23 protein-coding genes are annotated in these 23,664 nt (G+C 38.0%); all 23 read left to right on the top strand.

The window, feature by feature from the left end; genetic code table 11:
• Positions 1–25: 25 nt before the first annotated feature.
• The 23 genes from DZB84_RS01970 (at position 26) to DZB84_RS01860 (ending at position 23,651) form a co-directional block, all read left to right on the top strand.
• On the top strand, positions 26–487 hold the full coding sequence (locus DZB84_RS01970) for a chemotaxis protein CheW (protein WP_116350564.1): 462 nt from the start codon (positions 26–28) through the stop codon (positions 485–487).
• 5 nt (positions 488–492) lie between these two features.
• Complete coding sequence (locus tag DZB84_RS01965; RefSeq protein WP_116350563.1) at positions 493–1,134, top strand: chemotaxis protein CheC; 642 nt, start codon at positions 493–495, stop codon at positions 1,132–1,134.
• On the top strand, positions 1,127–1,624 hold the full coding sequence (locus DZB84_RS01960; RefSeq protein ID WP_116350562.1) for a chemotaxis protein CheD: 498 nt from the start codon (positions 1,127–1,129) through the stop codon (positions 1,622–1,624). The genes DZB84_RS01965 and DZB84_RS01960 overlap by 8 nt, the downstream gene beginning before the upstream one ends.
• Positions 1,625–1,670: 46 nt before the next feature.
• The gene (locus DZB84_RS01955) at positions 1,671–2,438 is read left to right on the top strand and encodes a FliA/WhiG family RNA polymerase sigma factor (protein ID WP_116350561.1); all 768 of its coding nucleotides are present in this window, start codon (positions 1,671–1,673) and stop codon (positions 2,436–2,438) included.
• A gap of 29 nt (positions 2,439–2,467) precedes the next feature.
• Positions 2,468–3,829, top strand: coding sequence for a flagellar assembly protein A (locus DZB84_RS01950; RefSeq protein WP_189655115.1), 1,362 nt, complete (start codon positions 2,468–2,470; stop codon positions 3,827–3,829).
• Between the two features lie 22 nt (positions 3,830–3,851).
• Positions 3,852–4,157: a hypothetical protein gene (locus tag DZB84_RS01945; protein WP_116350559.1), complete on the top strand. Its 306-nt coding sequence runs from the start codon at positions 3,852–3,854 to the stop codon at positions 4,155–4,157.
• Between the two features lie 10 nt (positions 4,158–4,167).
• Positions 4,168–4,680 carry a hypothetical protein gene (locus DZB84_RS01940; protein WP_116350558.1) on the top strand — a complete coding sequence of 171 codons (513 nt, stop codon included), beginning with the start codon at positions 4,168–4,170 and terminating at the stop codon, positions 4,678–4,680.
• Between the two features lie 148 nt (positions 4,681–4,828).
• Positions 4,829–5,527, top strand: a complete 699-nt coding sequence (gene rpsB / locus DZB84_RS01935) for a 30S ribosomal protein S2 (protein ID WP_010282364.1) — start codon at positions 4,829–4,831, stop codon at positions 5,525–5,527.
• A gap of 148 nt (positions 5,528–5,675) precedes the next feature.
• Positions 5,676–6,557, top strand: coding sequence for a translation elongation factor Ts (gene tsf, locus DZB84_RS01930; protein ID WP_116350557.1), 882 nt, complete (start codon positions 5,676–5,678; stop codon positions 6,555–6,557).
• A 229-nt stretch (positions 6,558–6,786) separates the two neighbouring features.
• Entirely contained in the window at positions 6,787–7,509 is a 723-nt protein-coding gene (gene pyrH / locus DZB84_RS01925; protein WP_116350556.1) for a UMP kinase, read from the top strand.
• A 4-nt stretch (positions 7,510–7,513) separates the two neighbouring features.
• Complete coding sequence (gene frr / locus DZB84_RS01920; RefSeq protein ID WP_116350555.1) at positions 7,514–8,071, top strand: ribosome recycling factor; 558 nt, start codon at positions 7,514–7,516, stop codon at positions 8,069–8,071.
• Between the two features lie 174 nt (positions 8,072–8,245).
• Positions 8,246–9,007 carry an undecaprenyl pyrophosphate synthase gene (gene uppS / locus DZB84_RS01915; RefSeq protein ID WP_116350554.1) on the top strand — a complete coding sequence of 254 codons (762 nt, stop codon included), beginning with the start codon at positions 8,246–8,248 and terminating at the stop codon, positions 9,005–9,007.
• Between the two features lie 32 nt (positions 9,008–9,039).
• Positions 9,040–9,834, top strand: coding sequence for a phosphatidate cytidylyltransferase (locus DZB84_RS01910; protein ID WP_116350553.1), 795 nt, complete (start codon positions 9,040–9,042; stop codon positions 9,832–9,834).
• Positions 9,835–9,858: 24 nt separating this feature from the next.
• Positions 9,859–11,016 (top strand): 1-deoxy-D-xylulose-5-phosphate reductoisomerase, encoded by a 1,158-nt coding sequence (locus tag DZB84_RS01905; RefSeq protein ID WP_116350552.1) that lies wholly within the window; start codon positions 9,859–9,861, stop codon positions 11,014–11,016.
• Between the two features lie 159 nt (positions 11,017–11,175).
• Positions 11,176–12,435 (top strand): RIP metalloprotease RseP, encoded by a 1,260-nt coding sequence (rseP, locus tag DZB84_RS01900; RefSeq protein WP_116350551.1) that lies wholly within the window; start codon positions 11,176–11,178, stop codon positions 12,433–12,435.
• A gap of 30 nt (positions 12,436–12,465) precedes the next feature.
• Complete coding sequence (locus tag DZB84_RS01895; protein WP_116350550.1) at positions 12,466–14,169, top strand: proline--tRNA ligase; 1,704 nt, start codon at positions 12,466–12,468, stop codon at positions 14,167–14,169.
• 73 nt (positions 14,170–14,242) lie between these two features.
• Complete coding sequence (locus DZB84_RS01890; RefSeq protein WP_116350549.1) at positions 14,243–18,556, top strand: PolC-type DNA polymerase III; 4,314 nt, start codon at positions 14,243–14,245, stop codon at positions 18,554–18,556.
• A 386-nt stretch (positions 18,557–18,942) separates the two neighbouring features.
• Positions 18,943–19,416 carry a ribosome maturation factor RimP gene (gene rimP / locus DZB84_RS01885; RefSeq protein WP_116350548.1) on the top strand — a complete coding sequence of 158 codons (474 nt, stop codon included), beginning with the start codon at positions 18,943–18,945 and terminating at the stop codon, positions 19,414–19,416.
• 33 nt (positions 19,417–19,449) lie between these two features.
• Complete coding sequence (gene nusA / locus DZB84_RS01880) at positions 19,450–20,586, top strand: transcription termination factor NusA (protein ID WP_116350547.1); 1,137 nt, start codon at positions 19,450–19,452, stop codon at positions 20,584–20,586.
• Between the two features lie 11 nt (positions 20,587–20,597).
• Positions 20,598–20,867: an RNase P modulator RnpM gene (gene rnpM / locus DZB84_RS01875; protein ID WP_116350546.1), complete on the top strand. Its 270-nt coding sequence runs from the start codon at positions 20,598–20,600 to the stop codon at positions 20,865–20,867.
• A gap of 9 nt (positions 20,868–20,876) precedes the next feature.
• Entirely contained in the window at positions 20,877–21,179 is a 303-nt protein-coding gene (locus DZB84_RS01870; protein WP_116350545.1) for a YlxQ family RNA-binding protein, read from the top strand.
• 19 nt (positions 21,180–21,198) lie between these two features.
• Entirely contained in the window at positions 21,199–23,376 is a 2,178-nt protein-coding gene (gene infB, locus DZB84_RS01865) for a translation initiation factor IF-2 (RefSeq protein ID WP_116350544.1), read from the top strand.
• Positions 23,373–23,651, top strand: coding sequence for a DUF503 domain-containing protein (locus DZB84_RS01860; RefSeq protein WP_116350543.1), 279 nt, complete (start codon positions 23,373–23,375; stop codon positions 23,649–23,651). Before infB ends, DZB84_RS01860 begins: the two co-directional genes overlap by 4 nt.
• Positions 23,652–23,664 lie beyond the last annotated feature (13 nt).

The raw sequence follows: 23,664 nt of genomic DNA, 5'->3' as shown, positions 1-23,664 counted from the left end.
TTTGTAGGTTAAAGGAGGAGGAAACATGACTGAACAAGCAGCTGTGTTAAAAGTAATTATATTTTCACTCCATGATGAGGAATACGGAATCCCGGTTTCCCAGGTGCGTTCTATTGAAAAAGTGCAGCACATTACTCGTGTGCCTAGAACAGCACCTTTTGTAAAGGGGGTAATTAATTTAAGAGGGGTTGTAACTCCCATAATTGATTTAAGAACACGCTTTGGAATGGCGGAAACCGAGTATACGGACAGTACAAGGATTATAATTGTTGCGACCGATGAAGTTGAAGTTGGATTAATTGTTGATACGGCAAATGACGTTATGGATATTCCAGTTGACACAATTGAGCCCCCACCAGAGATTGTAGGTAGTGTCGAGGTGGAATACTTAGAAGGAGTAGCAAAATTAGAGAAAAGGCTGCTTATTTTATTAAATTTAGACAAGGTGCTTAATCCAGATATCGTAAGGGAAAAGATGGAAGGGTAATCGATATGTCATTTTTCCAACGTATTAATTCCACACATTTAGATATTTTAAAAGAGATTGGTAATATTGGGGCAGGACACTCTGCTACTGCTTTGTCAAAGCTATTACATCGAAAAATTGATATGCAAGTGCCTAATGTCAGGATCGTTTCGTTTGATGAAATGATGGAGTTTGCAGGTGGGGCTGAAAATATTGTTGCGGGCATTTTCCTGCGTATTGAAGGGGATTTAACCGGAAATATGTTTTTTATTTTACAGCTTCCACAAGCAACTTCACTAATTCAGGATGTTATCGGTGATAAAAGCTTCTCTTTTGAAAGTGACTCCCAAAACGAAATGGGGATATCAGCGTTTCAAGAGGTTGGAAATATTTTGTCAGGCTCCTATCTTACATCATTATCAGATTTTACCGGGTTGAATTTGTATCCTTCCGTTCCAGGTTTTTCAATCGATATGGTAGGTGCCATTATTGGCTATGGCTTATTGGAACTTTCCCAGGTAAGTGATTTTGCGATTGTCATTGAAACAGAAATTAAAGAAAATGAAAATCCTGATAACAACAATATAAATGGGCATTTTTTGCTGTTGCCAGATCCAGATTCATTCGAAAAAATCTTCACTGCCTTGGGAGTTCAAATTCATGATTGACTCTTCTCAAGTCATTAAAGTAGGGATAGCTGACATGAATGTTATTACTGCACCTGACTTAATCCGCACCTCTGGATTAGGTTCCTGTGTGGGTGTCGTCATTTATGATCAAGCAAAAAAGGTAGCAGGACTAGCCCATATCATGTTACCAAGTTCGGTATCGACAAAAGCAGGAAACATCAACATTGCCAAATATGCAGATACTGCAATTGAGGAGCTAATTTATAAAATTACTGGAATCGGCGGTCGAGAAAAGAGTCTAAAAGCCAAAATTGCTGGTGGAGCCCAAATGTTTCAATTTAAATCTGGCAGTGATATTATGAGAATTGGTCCACGCAACATTGAAGCAGTGGAGGCTGAGCTAAAGCGCTTAAATATCAGTCTTGTGGCATCAGATGTTGGAGGGAGCAATGGTCGAACGATTGAATTTGATCCAGTGACTACCATTTTAAAAATCCGCACAGTCAACAAAGGGATTAAGGAAATTTAAGTAGGTTAAAATAAAGTTTCTAAAATGAACGAAAAGGAGGAGTAGAATGTCCAGTTTATCATCAACTGATCAAGGGGAATATTGGCAGAAATGGACCGACTCACGAGACCCAAATGCAGGGGATGCGCTTGTTAGAAAATACATGCCGCTCGTCTCATACCATGTACAGCGAATCTCAGTTACACTACCGAAAAGTGTGAATAAAGATGATTTAAAAAGTCTTGGAATGATTGGGTTATATGATGCTCTGGAAAAATTCGATCCTTCTCGTGACTTAAAATTTGATACATATGCTTCCTTTCGAATTCGAGGAGCCATATTAGATGGGCTCAGAAAGGAAGATTGGTTACCTAGGAGTTCAAGAGAAAAAGCAAAAAAGGTCGAGGCTGCTATCGAAAAGCTAGAACAAAAGCTGATGCGGAATGTAACAATTCCAGAAATCGCTGCTGAGGTCGAGATGAGTGAAGAAGATGTTTATCAAACAATGAATGAAGGCTTCTTTGCAAATGTACTTTCCATGGACGATCATCAACATGATGATGAGGGTAGTGAAAAATCAGCCTTTACGATAAAGGATCATGGGACCTTAACACCAGAAGAACATGTTGTTAAAAAAGAAATACTCGATCAATTAATGAATGTTATCCAACAGTTAAATGAAAAAGAGCAGTTGATTATAAGTTTATTTTATAAAGAAGAGCTTACATTAACTGAAATTGGACAGGTTATGGGGTTATCGACATCAAGAATATCACAAATTCACTCAAAGGCCCTCTTTAAACTAAGGGATATCTTACAAAAACACATCCATTAAAAATAGGACATCAAAAAGGCGGGAGGATTGTGTCAGAATTAGAATTATTAGTATCCAAGGATAAATTAACTGTACATGTAAATGTCATTAGAGATTCTACACCTCTTCAAATTGAAGAGTCTGACGTCTATTCTTTACTGTCTAAACATGGGATTTCGTTTGGAATAAAACGAGATGTCATTTCGAATATGATTTCGAATATGAATGACATGTTTTTCCCCTTATTAATTGCAGAGGGCGAGGCTCCTAAAAAAGATGAAGATGGTTTTTTAAAGCTTGAAATTGTCGAAAACAAACACGATATTCAAACGAACGAGGTATTAAATTTTCGAAATGTAAGGCAAATACCGTCCGTTAGAGCGGGACAGTTAGTTGCTACCATTTATCCAAGTAAGCCCGGGATTCCAGGAAGAAATGTATTAGGACATCCCATTGCAGCCGCAAATGGAAAACCAAATCCACCCATGGTTGGTAAAAACATTGTGGAGACAAATGGAAAGCTTTATGCCTCAATAGACGGACAAATTAGCCTAACTGATAAAAAGATCAACGTTCTCCCTGTTTTTGAAGTAGATGGAGATTTAAATCTAAAAACCGGAAATATTGACTTCGTTGGGAATGTAACAATTAGAGGGGATGTGCCTAGCGATTATGTAGTAAAAGCTGGTGGTGACATCTCTATATATGGCATTGTTGAAGGCGCACAATTAGAGGCTGGAGGGTCCATTTTTATATCTGGCGGGATAGTTGGATTTGCCAAAGCATCGATTCGTGCCCAGGGGGATATTATTGCAGCCTATTTGAATCAATGTCAAGTATATGCAGGAAAAAATATCGAAACAACAGGTTCAATTTTACATAGTGTCTGTTTTGCGAAAGAAAATGTTCATGCCATAACTGGGAGTATCATTGGAGGTCTAATATCAGCAGGGAATCATGTAGCGGCGAAGGACATCGGAAACGCTTTACATACAAAAACTGAGATACAAATTGGAGCAACTGAACGTTATAGTGAAGAAGAAAAAAGGATTCGTACAGAAATCGACGTAACAAAAGCCCAACTTCAAAAAGTTTTACTAATACTGCAGAAATTATCGGAAAAATACAAAAGGACATCCAATTTAACAGAGGATGAAGTTTTACTTCTCAAGAGAGACAAACTCACACAAACGGAGCTAACAAAAAAACTAGCGTTACTTGAATTAGAATTTGTAGAACTTTCTTCAAAACAGAAGAAAGAATCTACATATATAATAGCTGCCGGTAATCTGTATCCGAATGTCTATATCCAATTTGGTAAATATAAAAGAATCATAAACCAACTCTTTCACCATGTAAAAGCGCAACTAGTTAATAAAGAGATTTCAATAGACATCTATTCTGAAAAATAAAAATTGGAAGAAGTGATCATCATTGAGTCTAAAATTAGTTGAATTACAAGTTGCGATTCCAAGAATTCAAGATGCAGGAAAAATCCAGGAACAAGTAATAAACCGTGGACAGCATATGCAAGACCACATCACTGCGGAAAATGAGAAAATGGAGAAAAGAAACCGAACAAAAGTCAACGAAAACAACAAATCTGAAAACGCACACATACATAAGGATGCATCATCAAACGCTTTTTCAAAACAGCCTTCAGATAAAACAAAACATACTGAGCAAGAAGAGAAAGAGCAACATCCATACAAGGGAAATTTTATTGATATTGTAGGATAGAGGGAACTGAATGACAACCATATTATTTATTCTTAGCTTTGCGTTACTTGCAGTTGCCTTTTTTTTAATCATTCTTTTATACCTTAAGATAACGCAACTAAAAGATGTTGAAATGAAACAGGAACGCTTACTCAAGGAATTTGAAAGTGTGATCACATCATATGTGATGGAAATTAAAGAAGAAAATGAAGTTTTTTTAAATAGAATCAAAGATATGAAACATGAACAAGCAGAAGAAAACGATAAGAAATCAATCCATATTAGAGAGCCGGAATTGACCACGGATGACCTTCATGACCTTCTACCTTCATTTTCAAATAAGGAGGACGTGGAACAGGTTACTATTTTAGAAAATGAAAAAAAACAAGATACACAAGAAAAAGATGATAATAATAAAGACAACATTGTTAGAGACATCGAACATCTTATTAACCTAGGTCTTTCTTATGAAGAGATTGCAAAAAAACTACATAAGGGGAAGACTGAAATCGAACTTTTACACAAATTTCGTCAAAACCACTAATTTTTCTTGACCCACGGATTTTGATTGTGTTATATTAATTTTTGGTGTTATCACACACGTTCATAGATTTAAGCATTGGTGCTGTTCATACAGTTTTGCTTAAAGATGATATGAACGGAGGAAAAAAAACCATTAGGAGGATTTATCCATGTCAGTAATTTCTATGAAGCAATTGCTTGAAGCTGGTGTTCACTTCGGTCACCAAACTCGCCGTTGGAACCCAAAAATGAAGCGTTACATCTTTACAGAGCGTAACGGAATCTATATCATTGACCTTCAAAAAACTGTTAAGAAGGTTGAAGAAGCTTATAATTTCGTTAAGGAATTAGCAGGCAACGGTGGAACAATGCTTTTTGTTGGTACAAAAAAGCAAGCTCAAGATTCTGTTAAAGAAGAAGCTGAGCGTTCTGGAATGTACTTTGTTAACCAACGTTGGTTAGGTGGTACTTTAACAAACTTTGAAACAATTCAAAAGCGTATCAAACGTCTTAAAGACATTGAAAAAATGCAAGAAGACGGTACTTTTGATGTGTTACCTAAGAAAGAAGTTGTTCAACTTAAAAAAGAGTTAGAACGTCTTGAAAAATTCTTAGGCGGAATTAAAGATATGAAGCAATTACCAGATGCATTATTCATCATCGACCCTCGTAAAGAGCGCATTGCGGTTGCAGAAGCTCATAAATTAAACATCCCAATCGTAGGTATCGTTGATACAAACTGTGATCCAGATGAAATTGATTATGTAATCCCTGCAAACGATGATGCAATTCGCGCGGTTAAGCTTTTAACAGGAAAAATGGCAGACGCTATCCTAGAAGCTAAACAAGGTGAAGAAACATCTGCTTAATGAGCGAAAGGTGATAAGAGGGTTATGCCTTTTATCACCTTTTTTAAGAACTATATATTTTTGCCGTTTTTAAGTCATAATAGAAACAGAATGTCTAAAGAATTTAAATTCGTTCAAGTACATAGTGGCAAATAAGGAGGAAAACATAATGGCAGTTACTGCACAAATGGTAAAAGAGCTCCGTGAAAAAACTGGAGCAGGTATGATGGACTGTAAAAAGGCTCTTACAGAAACTGATGGTGATATGGACAAAGCAATTGACTACCTTCGTGAAAAAGGTATTGCAAAAGCTGCGAAAAAAGGTGACCGTATCGCTGCTGAAGGTTTAACTTCTATTGAAGTTTCAGGTAATGAAGCAGTTATTTTAGAAGTAAACTCTGAAACTGATTTCGTTGCAAAAAACGAAGGTTTCCAAACGTTAGTAAAAGAATTAGGTGCTCATCTTTTAGCGAAAAAGCCAGCTAATGTTGAAGAAGCATTAGAACAAAAGATGGACAACGGTTCAACTGTTTCTGAATATATTAATGCAGCAATCGCAAAAATCGGAGAAAAGCTTTCACTTCGTCGTTTCGAAGTTGCTACAAAAGAAGACGGTGATGTATTTGGTGCTTACCTTCACATGGGTGGACGTATTGGCGTTCTAGCTGTTTTAGGTGGTACTACAGACGCTGATGTTGCAAAGGATGTAGCAATGCACGTAGCAGCTGTAAATCCTAAATATGTATCACGCGATCAAGTTTCTTCTGAAGAAGTTGAACATGAGCGTGAAGTGTTAACACAACAAGCATTAAACGAAGGTAAACCAGAAAATATCGTAGCGAAAATGGTTGAAGGACGTCTTGGTAAGTTCTTCGAAGATATCTGTCTTCTTGACCAAAGCTTCGTTAAAGACCCAGATCAAAAAGTTCGTAAGTTTGTTGAATCTAAAGGTGCTACAGTGAAGAGCTTTGTTCGTTACGAAGTTGGTGAAGGAATCGAGAAACGTCAAGATAACTTTGCTGAAGAAGTAATGAGCCAAGTGAAGAAGTAAAAAGAAAACAGGGAACACGTTATGTGTTCCCTCTTTTTGAAATGTTTAGTATTGCGCCATTAAAAGGTGCTAGTACTTTTTTTGTGTCTAGCACAAGGCGCCATCGGCTCTCTGGTCTAAGTCAATCGCTTCTGAAGGTAAAACGCACCTTCAGAAGCGCTCGTCTTATGCTCGTCGCCGATAGGCGGGCGCCTTGTACTTTTCTTAAAAGATGGAGGTTTTTTATTCGATGAGTGGTGCCAAATATAAACGTGTAGTGTTAAAATTAAGTGGAGAAGCATTAGCGGGTGAGCAGGGATTTGGCATAAATCCATCTGTAATCCAGTCTGTAGCAAAACAAGTGAAGGAAGTTGCTGAACTTGGCGTCGAAGTTGCTGTAGTTGTCGGTGGCGGAAATATTTGGAGAGGTAAGATTGGCAGTGAGATGGGGATGGACCGTGCAAATGCTGACTATATGGGAATGCTTGCAACTGTAATGAATTCCTTAGCTTTACAAGATAGCCTAGAGAATCAAGGGATTCAAACTCGCGTCCAAACATCTATTGAAATGCGTCAAGTCGCTGAGCCATACATAAGAAGAAAGGCAATTCGTCATCTTGAAAAGAAACGAGTTGTTATTTTTGCAGCAGGTACAGGAAATCCTTATTTCTCAACAGATACAACTGCCGCTCTACGTGCTGCTGAAATCGAAGCAGAGGTTATCTTAATGGCTAAAAACAATGTAGACGGTGTCTATAATGCAGATCCATCAAAAGATAAAACAGCTGTTAAATATGACACATTATCCTATCTCGATGTTATAAAAGAAGGATTAGCTGTCATGGATTCCACTGCATCTTCACTTTGCATGGACAATGATATTCCGTTAATTGTTTTTTCAATTATGGAAGAAGGCAATATTAAACGTGCCGTTCAAGGAGAAAATATCGGAACAATTGTAAGGGGGAAATAACTTTATGGCAAATAACACATTAAATCAAGTGAAAGATAAAATGTCTAAAGCAGTCCAAGCATTGTCTCGTGAACTAGCAACTGTTAGAGCTGGTAGAGCGAACCCAGCGATCCTTGATAAGGTTTCAGTTGATTACTATGGTGCACCAACGCCTTTAAATCAGCTTGCATCTATCAATGTACCGGAAGCTAGAATGCTTGTTATCCAACCATATGACAAGTCTGTTTTAGGGGATATGGAAAAAGCGATTCAAAAGGCTGATCTAGGCTTAAATCCAACTAATGATGGGTCTATTATTCGTATTTCAATCCCACCACTTACAGAGGAAAGACGTCGTGAGTTGGTGAAGCTTGTTAAGAAATATGCGGAAGAATCTAAAGTTGCCGTTCGTAACGTTCGTCGTGATGGGAACGATGAATTGAAAAAGCTTGAGAAAAATGGCGAAATTACTGAAGACGAATTACGCACCCTAACAGATGATGTTCAAAAAATCACGGACGAATCTATTAATAAGATTGACTCCATTGCAAAAGAAAAAGAAAAAGAAATCATGGAAGTCTAATCCATTTCAATGTACAATATATTGTAAAAAGACCCTCTAACGTTTACAGGGGGTTTTTTTGTTAATACTGACTACTAATTAGTTACCTTGACCGATACAAAAATGGTAAAATGAAACTGGTCTGGGTGCAAAAACACCAAGGCGTATTTGATTCGGGTGTTGGAGGACTTGTGAATGTTTGAAAAATTTAAGAAAACGAAAAAAAAGCCAGTTTCTATTTCAGAAGAAGAAATAGTAAAAGGGTCAATTCCTAATCACATAGCGATTATAATGGATGGTAACGGGAGATGGGCCAAAAAACGTTCATTGCCCCGAACTGCTGGTCACCATGAAGGAATGAAAGTAGTTAAAAGAGTGACCAAGCTTGCCAGCAGACTTGGAGTAAAGACTTTAACAGTTTACGCGTTTTCAACAGAGAACTGGAAGCGTCCAGAGGATGAGGTTAATTATTTATTAAGACTTCCCCAAGAATTTTTGGGAACCTTTCTACCTGAGTTGATTGAGGAAAACGTTCAGGTTCGTATTATGGGGAATAAAGAAGCAATTCCTGCGCATACTCAAAAAGCGGTAGATAAAGCTGTAAATGATACGAAGCACAATACCGGCTTAGTATTAAACTTCGCACTTAATTATGGTGGTCGTGCAGAAATTTTAGATGCTGTAAATCACATTCTTTTGGACTATCAAGAGGGAAACCTACATAAAAAAATAGACGAGAATGTATTTGACCAATATTTAATGAGTGCTGGATTACAAGATCCGGATTTATTAATCCGTACTAGTGGGGAAATACGATTAAGTAATTTTATGCTCTGGCAGCTTGCATATACTGAATTTTGGTTTACAGATGTGTTATGGCCTGATTTTAAAGAGCAGCATTTATTAGAGGCCATCCACGCATATCAAAAGAGAGGTCGGCGATTTGGGGGAGTATAAGACCCAATCGCATTTGAAAAAGGAATGATACGATGAAACAAAGAATTATTACCGCAATAATTGCAGCAGCAATCTTTCTACCGATTGTGATTATTGGAGGCATCCCGTTTACCATTTTAGTTTATTTAATGGGTGCTATAGCTATTTTTGAGCTTTTACGGATGAAGCAAATTAAAATTGCATCTATCCCAGGCTTAATTTCTATCATATTGTTATGGGTTATTTTAATCCCAAATCAATATAATGATTTATTTACAACTCTTCAATTTACGAAAATCGAAATAGTCCTTCTGATCGTTTTATTGATCTTAACGTATACGGTAATATCTAAAAATAGTTTCAATTTTGACGATGCTGGACTAGTTATCCTTGCAGCACTCTATATAGGTTTTGGTTTTTATTATATGATTGAAATAAGAGCGATGGGATTAGCATATATATTTTATGCATTCGTTGTTATTTGGACTACTGATTCTGGGGCTTATTTTGTTGGGAGAAAGCTGGGTAACAAGAAACTCTGGCCAGAAATTAGCCCAAATAAGACAATTGAGGGCTTTTTAGGTGGAATTGTTACGGCTATCGTTTTTGCGTTTGTATTTAACTTAATCACAGATTTATTTGATTCCTTCTTATCACTTATAATTGTGACTTTGTTTGTGTCTGTTTTTGGACAAATAGGGGATTTAGTAGAATCCGCGTTAAAGAGACATTATAATGTGAAAGATTCGGGGACATTGCTACCAGGTCATGGCGGAATCTTAGACCGTTTTGATAGCATGATTTTCATTCTACCGATTCTATATTTCTTAAGTGCTATTATTCAGTAGTGGTTTTGTATTGGGAGTGAGTTTGTGAAGAAAATTAGTTTATTAGGGGCTACGGGCTCCATTGGGCAACAAACATTGGATGTGATCGAGCAGCATCCGGAAAAGTTAAAGCTTGTTGCTATGTCTTTAGGGGGTAATGTGACCTTAGGGCGTGAAATTATACATAAGTTTTCACCGAAACTTGTTTCTGTAAAAACAAAAGAAACATGTGAATTATTGAAAAGTGAGTTTTCTAGTGATATTCAGTTTGTATATGGTGATGAAGGTTTAATTGAGGTTGCAACATACGATGAAGCAACAATCTTACTCAATGCTGTAGTTGGGAGCGTAGGATTATTACCAACTTTAAAAGCAATTGAAGCCAAAAAAACAATTGCGCTTGCCAACAAGGAAACTCTCGTTACTGCAGGGCACCTTGTTATGGATGCCGTAAAGAGACATGGCGTAGACATATTACCAGTAGATAGTGAGCACTCTGCTATCTTTCAATGCCTACAGGGTGAAAATGAAAAGAATGTGGAGAAACTCATTTTGACTGCTTCAGGGGGTAGTTTCCGTGATCGAACTCGTGATGAGCTTAAGGATGTTACGATTGAAGATGCACTTAATCACCCGAACTGGTCAATGGGTGCTAAAATTACAATTGATTCAGCAACCATGATGAACAAAGGATTAGAAGTGATTGAAGCTCATTGGCTGTTTAATCTTCCATATGAACAAATTGATGTTCTTCTTCATAAAGAAAGCATTATTCATTCCATGGTTGAGTTTCATGATAGCAGTGTTATCGCACAACTTGGAACACCAGATATGAGGGTTCCCATTCAATATGCCTTTTCATATCCAGATCGTTATCCAATGCCTGCATCTAAGGAGAGATTACGACTTTGGGAAATAGGAAAACTACATTTTTCAAAGCCGGATTTTGACAGATTTAGATGCCTTGGATTTGCTTTTCATGCGGGTAAAACAGGTGGGACTCTTCCAACTGTATTAAATGCTGCAAATGAAGAGGCGGTGTCAGGATTTTTAAATGGTAAAATCTCATTCTTAGAAATTGAGGAAATCATAGAAGAAGCATTGGAAAAACACGATACCATCCAAAATCCAAGTTTGGATATCATCCAACAAGTAGATCAACAAACACGAGTATTTGTTCGTGACTTGGTAGATAGGAAATAGTTGTATACGTCTAGCTTCAGGCGCCATCGGCTCGAGGTCATAAGTCAATAGCTTCTGAAGGAAAAAAGTGCCTTCCGTCAGCTTTCGTCTTGTGCTTTTAGCCCATTAGCGGGTACGCTTAGCGCTTTTGGCTTAATCTAACAAAAGGTGGTTAAATATGTGGAGACTGTGATAGCCTTTATCATTATATTTGGTGCACTTGTATTTTTTCATGAGTGGGGACATCTCGTATTAGCTAAGCGAGCCGGTATTCTTTGTCGTGAATTTGCAATTGGGATGGGACCAAAGGTATTTACCTTTAGAAAAAATGAAACACTTTATACCATTCGTCTCCTTCCGATTGGCGGATATGTTAGAATGGCTGGCGAAGACCCAGAAATGGTTGAAATTAAACCAGGTCATAACATCGGGTTGTTATTAAATAAAGATGGGAAAGTCGATAAAATTGTTTTAAATAATAAGGATAAATATCCTGATTTAAAGGTAATTGAGGTTGAGGAAGCTGACTTAGAGCATCACTTATTTATTACTGGATATGAAGATGGAGAAGATGAGGTTCTAAAAAGATTTGAGGTTAGTGAGACTGCTTTTTTTGTCATGGATGGACAAGAAACGCAAATCGCTCCTTATAATCGCCAATTTGCTTCTAAAACATTAATGCAACGTACATTGGCAATTGCTGCTGGTCCCGCAATGAATTTTGTACTAGCTTTTATTATTTTAATTGTAATCGGCTTACTACAAGGAACTCCGGTTGATAAACCAATCCTTGGAAAATTAACTGAAGATGGAGCAGCACTTCGAGCTGGGCTCCATGAAGGTGATCTTGTTCGCGAGATTGATAATGAACAAGTATCAACCTGGAATGATATTGTAAATATCATTCGCTCTCATCCCGAAGAAGAAATCGGCTTTGTGGTCGAACGTAACGGTAGCCTTCATGAAATTTCCGTAACCCCTAAAGCTCAGCAGCTTGAGAATGAAACAATTGGGGTCATAGGTGTTTATGGTCCAGTTGAGAAATCCGTTTTGCCATCCTTGAAATATGGTGTCTTGGAAACCTTTATGTGGACAAAGGAAATTTTACTAGGCCTAGGAAAGCTTATTACAGGTCAATTTTCGATTGACATGTTATCTGGGCCAGTTGGAATATATGTTTCGACCGATACAGTTGTTCAATCTGGAATCTTCTATGTAATGAAATGGGCTGCTATCCTTAGCATTAACTTAGGAATTGTGAACCTTTTACCACTGCCAGCTCTTGATGGTGGACGATTAGTATTCTTTGCGTTGGAAGCTGTACGTGGAAAACCAATTGATAAGCAAAAAGAAGGTATGGTTCATTTTATTGGATTTGCCTTACTAATGCTTCTAATGTTGGTTGTTACCTGGAATGATATTCAACGATTCTTTTTATAAATTGAAGTTCAATAAAACGAGGTGCAAGATATGAAACAAAGTATGACGCTTATACCTACACTACGAGAAGTACCAGCTGATGCCGAAATCAAAAGTCACAAGCTTCTAATTCGTGCAGGTTTTATTAGACAAAATGCAAGTGGGGTTTATAGTTATCTTCCATTAGCAAGACGAGTTTTACAAAAAATCGAAACCATTGTCCGTGAAGAAATGGAGCGTGCGGGTGCTGCGGAACTCCTTATGCCAGCTTTAACAGCTGCAGAGCTCTGGCAGGAATCTGGACGCTGGTATTCGTACGGTCCGGAACTCATGCGTCTTCATGATCGCCATCAGCGTGATTTCGTATTAGGTCCAACACATGAAGAAGTCATTACTAGTCTTGTTCGTGATGAAATTAAATCATATAAAAGACTACCGATTACACTTTATCAAATTCAAACAAAATTCCGTGATGAAAAAAGACCTCGTTTCGGGCTCCTACGTGGTCGAGAATTCATTATGAAGGATGCATATTCATTCCATGCTGATCAAGAAAGCCTAGATGATGTATATGAAAAAATGTATACCGCCTATTCAAATGTTTTTGCACGTTGTGGACTTAACTTCCGTGCCGTTATTGCAGACTCTGGTGCAATGGGTGGTAAAGATACCCACGAATTCATGGTTCTATCGAAAGTTGGAGAGGACACAATTGCGTATTCTGATACTTCTTCATTTGCGGCAAATATTGAAATGGCACCAGTTGTCATGGAATATCCCAAAAGCGATGAGCCAGCAAAAGAGCTAGAAAAAGTAGAAACAATTGGGAAGAAAACAATTGATGATGTGGCTGCTTTCCTTGACGTTTCAAAGGATAAATGTATTAAATCACTTCTTTTTGAGGTGGACGAAAAATTTGTTCTTGTGTTAGCTCGTGGTGACCATGAAGTAAATGATATAAAAGTGAAAAACCTGTTAGAAGCTACAACTGTCGAATTAGCAAGTACTGAAGATACTGAACGGATTATGGGCTGTACAGTTGGTTCTTTAGGACCAATTAATGTAACAAAGGAAATCACTGTAATTGCGGACCATGCAGTGGCATCAGTTGTTAATGGTGTTTGTGGTGCAAACGAAGAGAACTATCATTTTATAAATGTGAACCCAGACCGTGATTTTGCAGGAATTCAATTTGCGGACCTTCGTTTTATTCAAGAAGGGGATCCATCACCTGATGGGCAAGGTACGATTGTCTTTGCAGAAGGTATCGAAGTTGGTCATATCTTTAAACTTGGTACACGTTATAGTGAAGCGATGGGTGCAACCTTCCTCGATGAAAATGGAAGATCACAGCCAATGATCATGGGCTGCTATGGTATCGGTGTATCTAGAACTCTTTCTGCTGTTGCAGAGCAATCAAATGATGAAAATGGTCTAATTTGGCCTGAGAATTTAGCACCATATGATCTTCACTTAATTCCTGTAAATATAAAGAATGAAGAACAAAAAGCTCTCTCTGAATCTTTATATGTTGCCCTACAGGAAAGCGGCTATGACGTTTTATTCGATGATCGTATTGAACGACCTGGTGTAAAATTTGCAGATTCAGATTTAATCGGACTGCCACTACGACTCACTGTCGGAAAACGTGCTAGTGAAGGCATCGTCGAGGTAAAAGTTCGTAAGACAGGGGAAACATTGGAAATAAATATTGAAAATCTTATCGAGACAATTAAGAAATATGTAGTAAAATAAATAATAGAAAAGAAGAGGGTACCTCGATAATTTGAGGTACCTTCATTATTCTGTCTGAAGAGGGGGAACGAGGATGGAATTATCGCCACAGCAAAAAGAGCGTTTTAAAGTATTACTGCAACAACTTGAGTTAACTGACGATGCATTGGTTACACACTTTGAAAATGCAGGTATTGTAAAACTGATGATTGACAAAGAAAACAAAGCATGGCATTTTGTATTTTCTTTTGAAAATGTGATACCTGCCGATGTCATGAGAATTTTTTCTACACAATTACAAACAAAATTCGCCCATATCGCATCTGTGACCTTCTCTTTACATGTCGGGTCTCAGCACGTGACTGAAGAAATGGTCCAGGCCTATTGGCCACTATGTTTACAAGAATTAGATGGAATCGCACCACCAATTTTATCGTTATTGCATAATCAACTACCTACCCAACAGGGTCTTAAACTTCATATCAAAACAAGAAATGATACTGAATCTATTGCGATTAAGAAAAAATACGGTCAATTGATAGGAAATGTATATCAATCCTATGGTTTTCCCATGTTCACGCTTGAAACAGAGGTAGAGTTATCGAATAAGGAGTATGAACAGTTTTTAGAGAAAAAACAACAAGAAGACCAAGAAAGAGCATTGTTAGCCGTTGCTGACATGCAGAAGAAAGAAAAGGATAAAGAACAAGCTAACGCCGTTACTGGACCGATTACGATTGGTTATACAATTAAAGAGGATGAAGACTTTAAAGAAATTAGTTCAATCCTTGACGAGGAGCGGAGAATCGCGGTTCAAGGCTATATCTTCTTTGCAGAGACAAGGGAGTTACGCAGTGGCAGAACACTTCTAACCTTCAAAATTACCGATTATACGGATTCGATTTTAGTAAAAGTATTCTCACGCGATAAAGAAGATGTTCAACTATTACAATCAATTAAAAAAGGTATGTGGGTTCGAGTACGAGGAAGTATTCAGAATGATACTTTTGTTAGAGACTTAGTTATGATTGCTAATGATATTAATGAAATCCAGCCTATGAATGAAAGAAAAGACACTGCTCCTGAAGGAGAAAAACGTGTCGAGCTTCACTTGCACACACCTATGAGTCAGATGGATGCTGTCACTTCAATTAGCCAATTAGTTGGACAAGCTAAAAAATGGGGTCACACTGCTATTGCATTAACTGACCATGCTGGTGCTCAATCATTCCCAGAAGCATATTCCGCTGCTAAGAAAAATGGGATAAAGATGATTTATGGTGTGGAAGCTAATTTAGTCGATGATGGTGTCCCAATTGCATATAATTCACAACATCGTAATTTAGAAGAAGATACGTATGTCGTTTTTGACGTTGAAACAACAGGTTTATCTGCAGTTTATAACACGATTATTGAGTTGGCCGCTGTTAAAGTAAAAAATGGTGAAATCATAGACCGATTCGAATCATTTGCTAACCCACATCATCGCTTAAGTGCAACGACAATTGATCTTACTGGAATCACAGATGACATGGTGAGTTCAGCGCCTGAAGTTAGTGAAGTCTTAGTAAAATTCAAGGAATGGACTGGGGATGCGATATTAGTAGCTCATAATGCAAGCTTTGATATGGGGTTCCTGAATGTAGGTTATAAAAAAGCGGGTCTTGAGCAAGCAACCAATCCTGTCATTGACACACTAGAGCTTGCTAGATTTTTATATCCGGATTTAAAAAACCACCGTTTAAATACATTGTGTAAAAAGTTTGATATTGAATTAACCCAGCATCACCGTGCGATATACGATGCGGAGGCAACAGGATTTTTAGCAGTAAAATTGTTAAAAGATGCGGCTGAAAAAGAAATTATGTACCATGATCAATTAAATGATTACATGGGTCAAGGTAAATCCTACCAACGTTCTAGACCATATCATGCGACATTGTTAGCCCAAAATGATGTAGGTCTTAAGAATTTATTTAAATTAATTTCGTTATCACATATTCATTATTATTATCGTGTACCTCGTATTCCAAGATCACAATTACAAAAATATCGAGAAGGTATTTTAGTAGGATCTGCTTGTGATAAAGGGGAAGTATTTGAAGGCATGATGCAGAAGTCACCTGAGGAAGTAGAGTCTATTGCTCAATTTTATGATTATCTTGAGGTTCAGCCACCATCAAACTATAAACATTTATTAGAATTAGATTTGATTCAAAATGAGCGGGAACTTAAGGATATCTTAAAGAATATTGTCAGCCTTGGTGAAAAGCTGAATGTACCGGTAGTTGCAACTGGGAATGTGCATTATCTTAACCCAGAGGATCATATCTACCGAAAAATTTTAGTACGGTCTCAGGGTGGAGCCAATCCGTTAAATCGACACTCGCTACCTGAGGTCCATTTCCGGACAACGAACGAAATGTTAGACTGTTTCTCTTTTCTTGATAAAGAGAAAGCGAAGGAAATTGTCGTGACAAATACACAAAAAGTCGCAGACATGGTTGGTGACGTGAAGCCGATAAAAGATGATCTATATACACCTAAAATCGAAGGTGCGGAAGATGAAATTAGGGATATGAGCTATAGCATGGCAAGAAGTATCTATGGTGAAGAATTACCTGAAATCGTAGAAAAGCGATTGGAAAAAGAACTTAAAAGTATCATTGGGCATGGATTCGCAGTTATTTACTTGATCTCCCATAAACTTGTGAAAAAATCACTGGATGATGGGTATCTAGTAGGTTCTCGTGGTTCGGTTGGTTCATCGTTAGTCGCTACGATGACAGAGATTACAGAGGTTAATCCATTACCTCCACATTATGTATGTCCGGATTGTAAGCATTTAGAGTTCTTTAACGATGGTTCAGTCGGTTCTGGTTTTGACCTACCGGATAAGGAATGCCCAAATTGCGGGGCTAATTATAAAAAAGACGGTCATGATATTCCTTTCGAAACGTTTTTAGGATTCAAAGGAGACAAGGTACCGGATATCGACTTAAACTTCTCTGGTGAATACCAGCCACGTGCTCATAACTATACAAAGGTGCTATTTGGTGAGGAGTATGTATATCGTGCTGGAACCATTGGTACCGTTGCTGAAAAAACAGCCTATGGGTATGTAAAAGGGTATGCGAATGATCATAACTTAACGATGCGCGGTGCAGAAACAGATCGGTTAGTTGCGGGTTGTACCGGTGTTAAACGAACAACTGGACAGCACCCTGGTGGTATTATCGTTGTACCAGACTACATGGATATTTATGATTTTTCACCAATTCAATTTCCTGCCGATGATATTAATTCTGAATGGCGAACAACCCATTTCGATTTCCATTCTATCCATGACAATGTGTTAAAACTGGATATTCTTGGGCACGATGATCCGACAGTTATTCGGATGCTCCAGGATTTAAGTGGGATTGATCCAAAAACGATTCCAACAGATGACCCTGAGGTTATGAAAATTTTCAGTGGGACAGAATCTCTTGGTGTAACCGAAGAGCAGATCATGTGTAAAACGGGTACCCTCGGGATTCCAGAATTCGGTACAAGATTTGTACGCCAAATGCTTGAGGATACAAAGCCGACTACTTTCTCTGAACTCGTACAGATTTCAGGTCTATCACATGGTACAGATGTTTGGCTAGGAAACGCACAGGAGCTTATCCAAAACAATATTTGTACGCTTAGTGAAGTTATTGGTTGTCGTGACGATATAATGGTATATCTGATCTATAAAGGATTAGATCCTTCGATGGCATTTAAAATCATGGAATCCGTCCGTAAAGGGAAGGGACTAACCGATGAATTTATCGAAGAAATGAAGAAAAATGATGTCCCAGATTGGTATATCGATTCTTGTTTGAAAATAAAATATATGTTCCCAAAAGCCCATGCTGCCGCTTATGTACTAATGGCAGTAAGGATTGCATATTTTAAGGTTCATTTGCCATTACTCTATTATGCAGCATACTTCACTGTTCGTGCGGACGATTTCGATGTCGAGGCAATGGTACGGGGTTCCAGTACAATTCGGGCGCGTATGGAAGAAATCAATGCAAAAGGGCTTGATGCTTCACCTAAAGAAAAGAACCTACTTACAGTTCTTGAGTTAGCACTTGAAATGTGTGAGCGTGGATTTGCCTTTAATAAGATTGATTTGTATCGCTCTAGTGCAACAGAATTTATCATCGACGGGGATGCTTTAATTCCTCCGTTCAATTCGATTCCTGGACTTGGTACCAACGCTGCTATTAATATTGTAAAAGCAAGAGAACAAGGTGAATTTTTATCAAAAGAAGATTTACAAAAGCGTGGTAAAGTATCGAAGACAATCATGGAATACCTTGAGAACCATGGTTGCCTAGAAGATATGCCAGAACAAAATCAATTATCCTTGTTCTAGTTATTATCGATATCTAGCTCCAGCGCCTAGCCCCTCGAGGTCACAAGCCATTCCGTCGAGAAGGTTAAAGGGCAACCTTCTAGCCGGCCTGTCTTGTGCTTGTCGGGGCTAAGCAAGGCACTAGCGCTTTTAAATTTATTTGCATATAAACAGCGATTATGTTATAGTTTTTATGGAAATGCTATGTATAATTACTGATGAAAGAGTGGGGCTTCCCACTCTTTATTCTTTGGCTGAGGCTAAATTGTGTAACAACTTTTTCTAAAGATGGAACTTCTCTATATTTTCCAACTGCCTCCCTGCTACTATAGCAGGGTGTTTTTACACTACTTAGGAAATACTAAAGAACAAAAACGAAAATTCCTTTTCAGCTTAGGAGGAAAAACATGAGTAAAAAGGTAACACAAATAGTGGAAGAATTAGTGATACCTATATTAACTGAATTACAGATGGAACTTGTAGATGTTGAGTATGTAAAGGAAGGAAAAGACTGGTTTCTTCGGGTCTTCATCGACTCTGAAAAGGGCGTTGATATAGAAGATTGTGGAACAGTTAGTGAAAAGTTAAGCGAAAAGCTTGATGAAATTGATCCGATTCCTTATAACTATTTTCTCGAGGTTTCAAGTCCAGGTGCTGAACGCCCGTTGAAAAAAATGAGCGACTTCGAAAAGGCAATTGGAAAACTGGTGTATGTGAAGACATATGAACCAATCGATGGCGAAAAGGTCTTTGAAGGAGAGCTTGCATCCTTTGATGGAAGTATAATGATAATCAACATTATGGTCAAAACACGCAAAAAATCTGTAGAAATTCCGTATGAAAAAATTGCAAATGCAAGACTTGCTGTTACTTTTCATTAATAGTTAGAATTCATAAGGGGGATTAGAAGACAAATGAGTAGTGAATTGTTAGATGCCTTAACATTGCTCGAGAAAGAAAAAGGCATTAGTAAAGATGTAATTATTGAAGCAATTGAGGCAGCACTTATTTCTGCATACAAGCGGAATTTTAATCAGGCTCAAAATGTAAGAGTAGATTTAAACTTAGCAAACGGTTCAATGCGTGTGTTTGCTAGAAAAGATGTAGTAGATGAAGTGTTTGACCCACGATTAGAGATTTCCTTAGAAGAAGCTAGAACTATTAATCCAAATTACCAAGTAGAAGACGTTGTGGAAATCGAAGTAACACCAAAAGACTTTGGTAGAATTGCTGCTCAAACTGCAAAGCAGGTTGTAACTCAACGTGTTCGTGAAGCAGAAAGAGGAGTCATCTATTCCGAGTTTATTGACCGTGAAGAAGATATCATGACGGGAATTGTTCAGCGTTTAGATTCAAAGTTTATCTATGTTAGCTTAGGAAAAATCGAAGCATTGCTACCGGTAAACGAACAAATGCCAAATGAACATTATAAGCCACATGACCGAATTAAAGTCTACATAACAAAGGTTGAAAGAACTACAAAAGGACCACAAATCTTTGTTTCTAGAACACATCCTGGATTATTAAAACGCCTTTTTGAAATCGAAGTTCCTGAAATCTATGATGGAACAGTTGAAATTAAGTCGGTTGCGAGAGAAGCGGGTGATCGTTCAAAGATATCTGTTCACTCTGATAATTCTGAGGTAGACCCAGTTGGCTCATGTGTTGGTCCTAAGGGGCAGCGTGTTCAAGCAATTGTGAATGAATTAAAAGGTGAAAAAATAGACATTGTCAAATGGTCCGATGATCCAGTTGTTTTTGTGGCGAATGCCTTAAGTCCATCAAAAGTGCTTGATGTCATTGTTAATGAAGAAGAAAAAGCAACAACTGTTGTTGTTCCTGACTATCAATTATCATTAGCAATTGGAAAACGTGGGCAAAATGCACGTTTAGCGGCAAAATTAACAGGATGGAAAATTGATATTAAGAGTCAAACAGAGGCGGAGCAAGCGGGAATATATCCTAGAGACGGCTTTGGTTTATTTGAAGAAAATGATGAAGATGAACTAGAGGTTGAAGCATTCGATTTGCAATCTGAAGAAATCGAGTGAGGTGAAAGAAATTGGTAGGTAATAAAAAAATACCATTACGTAAATGCATAGCTAGTGGTGAAATGAAGCCGAAAAAGGAACTTGTAAGAATTGTACGATCCAAAGAAGGCGAAGTTACAATTGACCTGACCGGAAAAAAGTCGGGACGTGGTGCGTACCTCAGTAAAGATAAAGAATGTATTTTACTAGCAAAGAAAAAGAACATTCTTGCAAGTCAACTGAAAGCTACGATTGATGATTCTATTTATGAAGAATTACTTCAGTTGGTAGATAAGGAGTAGCCTTTATCGATGGAAAACAAGGAATGGATGTCGTTATTGGGTCTTGCCAATCGAGCGAGAAAAGTCATTTCAGGTGAAGAACTTGTTGTGAAGGAAATTCGCAATGGAAACGCAAAATTAGTTCTATTATCTGAAGATGCGTCAGCAAACACTACAAAGAAAATTACGGATAAAAGCACGTATTATCAGGTTCAACTTCGTACTGTTAGCGACCGTTATACATTGGGTCATGCGATTGGCAAAGATGCCAGAGTGGTTGTCGCGATAACAGAAAGTGGGTTTGCAAAAAAGATGAGTCACTTGCTCGATTAACATATTTGGGGGTGAACATATGAGTAGAATGCGTGTATACGAATATGCAAAAAAACAAAATATCTCAAGCAAAGAAGTTATTACGAAGCTTAAAGAGATGGACATTGAGGTTAAAAATCATATGGCAACAATCGAGGGAGATATTTTGAAAAAACTAGATCAATCATTTGGAAAGAAGTCAGAACAGGTTAAGCCTGCAAAGGAACAAACGAATAATAGTAAACCAGTATCGCCTGCTAATGACGATGAAGCAGTGGTTGAAAAAAACGAAACGAAGAAAAAGCCTGTACCTCCTAAAAATCGTGATGGTAAAAAAACGGAGAACCAAGGTCAGAAAAAGGCATTTCAACCAAAGGATAATAAGAGAAATAAGAATAAACAAAAAGGCAATCATCGTTCAAATAACAATCACCAACCAGTTCAGCCAAAGCCAGAAAAGAAATTGCCTGAAAAAATCACGTTTGTTGGTTCATTAACGGTTGGAGAATTAGCTAAAAAACTTGGCAAAGAACCTTCAGAAATTATTAAGAAGCTCTTCATGTTAGGTGTTATGGCTACAATTAACCAAGATCTTGATAAAGATTCAATCGAATTAATTGCATCCGATTATGGTGTAGCGGTAGAAGAGGAAATTGTCTTTGATGTTACAGAATTCGAACAATATGTTGAAGAAGATAAAAATGAAGATCTAATTGAAAGACCTTCTATCGTAACAATCATGGGACATGTTGACCACGGTAAAACAACTACCCTTGATTCAATCCGAAATACCAAAGTAACAGCTGGCGAAGCTGGTGGTATTACGCAACATATTGGTGCCTATCAAGTAGTTGTTAATGGTAAGAAAATTACTTTCTTGGATACTCCGGGACATGCTGCGTTTACAACTATGCGTGCAAGAGGTGCTCAAATCACAGATATCACAGTATTAGTTGTTGCAGCAGATGATGGTGTAATGCCTCAAACAGTTGAAGCAATTAACCATGCTAAGGCTGCTGAGGTACCAATCATCGTAGCAGTGAATAAAATGGATAAGCCGACAGCAAATCCAGATCGCGTTATGCAGGAATTAACAGAGCATGGTCTAATTCCAGAGGCTTGGGGCGGAGAAACCATATTCGTACCAATTTCTGCGTTAACAGGAGAAGGCATCGACAACCTGCTTGAAATGATTCTTCTCGTTAGTGAGGTCGAAGAATATAAGGCCAATCCAAAGAGAAGAGCTACAGGTACAGTAATTGAAGCCAAGCTTGACAAAGGAAGAGGTTCAGTTGCGACACTATTAGTTCAAAACGGAACATTACGCATTGGTGACCCAATTGTTGTTGGAAACACATTTGGTCGTGTTCGTGCAATGGTTAATGATATTGGTCGCCGCGTTAAGGAAGCAGGACCTTCAACTCCAGTTGAAGTTACAGGATTAAATGATGTGCCACAAGCTGGTGATCAGTTTGTAGTCTTTGAGGATGAAAAGAAAGCACGTCAGGTTGGGGAAGCTAGAGCGCAAAAGCAATTAGTTGAGCAACGTGGCGATAAAGTAAAAGTAAGCCTTGAAGATTTATTTGAACATATCAAACAAGGTGAAATGAAGGAAATCAATCTTATTGTTAAAGCCGATGTTCAAGGTTCTGTAGAAGCTTTGGCAGCATCTCTCCAAAAAATTGATGTAGAAGGTGTTAAAGTTAAGATTATTCATACTGGTGTCGGGGCAATTAATGAATCAGATATTACCCTCGCATCTGCATCAAATGCGATTGTAATCGGATTTAATGTACGACCAGATGTGAATGCAAAGCGCACTGCTGAAGCAGAGGAAGTTGATATCCGTCTTCACCGTATTATCTATAAAGCAATCGAAGAAATTGAATCTGCAATGAAGGGTATGCTTGACCCTGAATTTGAAGAGAAAGTAATCGGTCAAGCAGAAGTTCGTACTACCTTTAAAGTATCTAAGATCGGTACAATTGCTGGTTCTTATGTTACCGATGGTAAAATCACACGCGATAGTGGAGTGCGCCTAATCCGTAATGGTGTTGTTATCTTTGAAGGTGAAATCGATACATTGAAACGCTTCAAGGATGATGTAAAGGAAGTTGCGCAAGGTTACGAGTGTGGTATAACAATTACGAAATATAACGATATTAAAGAAGGAGACATCATTGAAGCATTCGTGATGGAAGAAGTTGATCGTCATTGATCGGCTATGTGGAGTGCGAATGTGTCATTTATGATGCAAACTCTTTAAAAGCAAAACGAGCAGTATTGCAGAGTGTCATAACTCGACTCAAACAAAAGTTTAATGTTTCAGTTGCGGAGGTAGACTATCAAGATACATGGCAACGCACTAAGCTTGCAATTGTCACTGTATCTTCTAGTCGCAAGCATTCTGAACTCGAATTAAACAATGCCCTGAAGTTTATTGATTCTTTCCCAGAATTAGATCGAACAATAACCGACTTTGAGTGGTTATAAGAGGTGAAAGCTA

Source organism: Bacillus sp. HNG, from assembly GCF_003400205.1.
Classification (GTDB): domain Bacteria; phylum Bacillota; class Bacilli; order Bacillales; family Bacillaceae_L; genus Ferdinandcohnia.
This window is presented reverse-complemented; position numbering and strand designations above follow the sequence as displayed.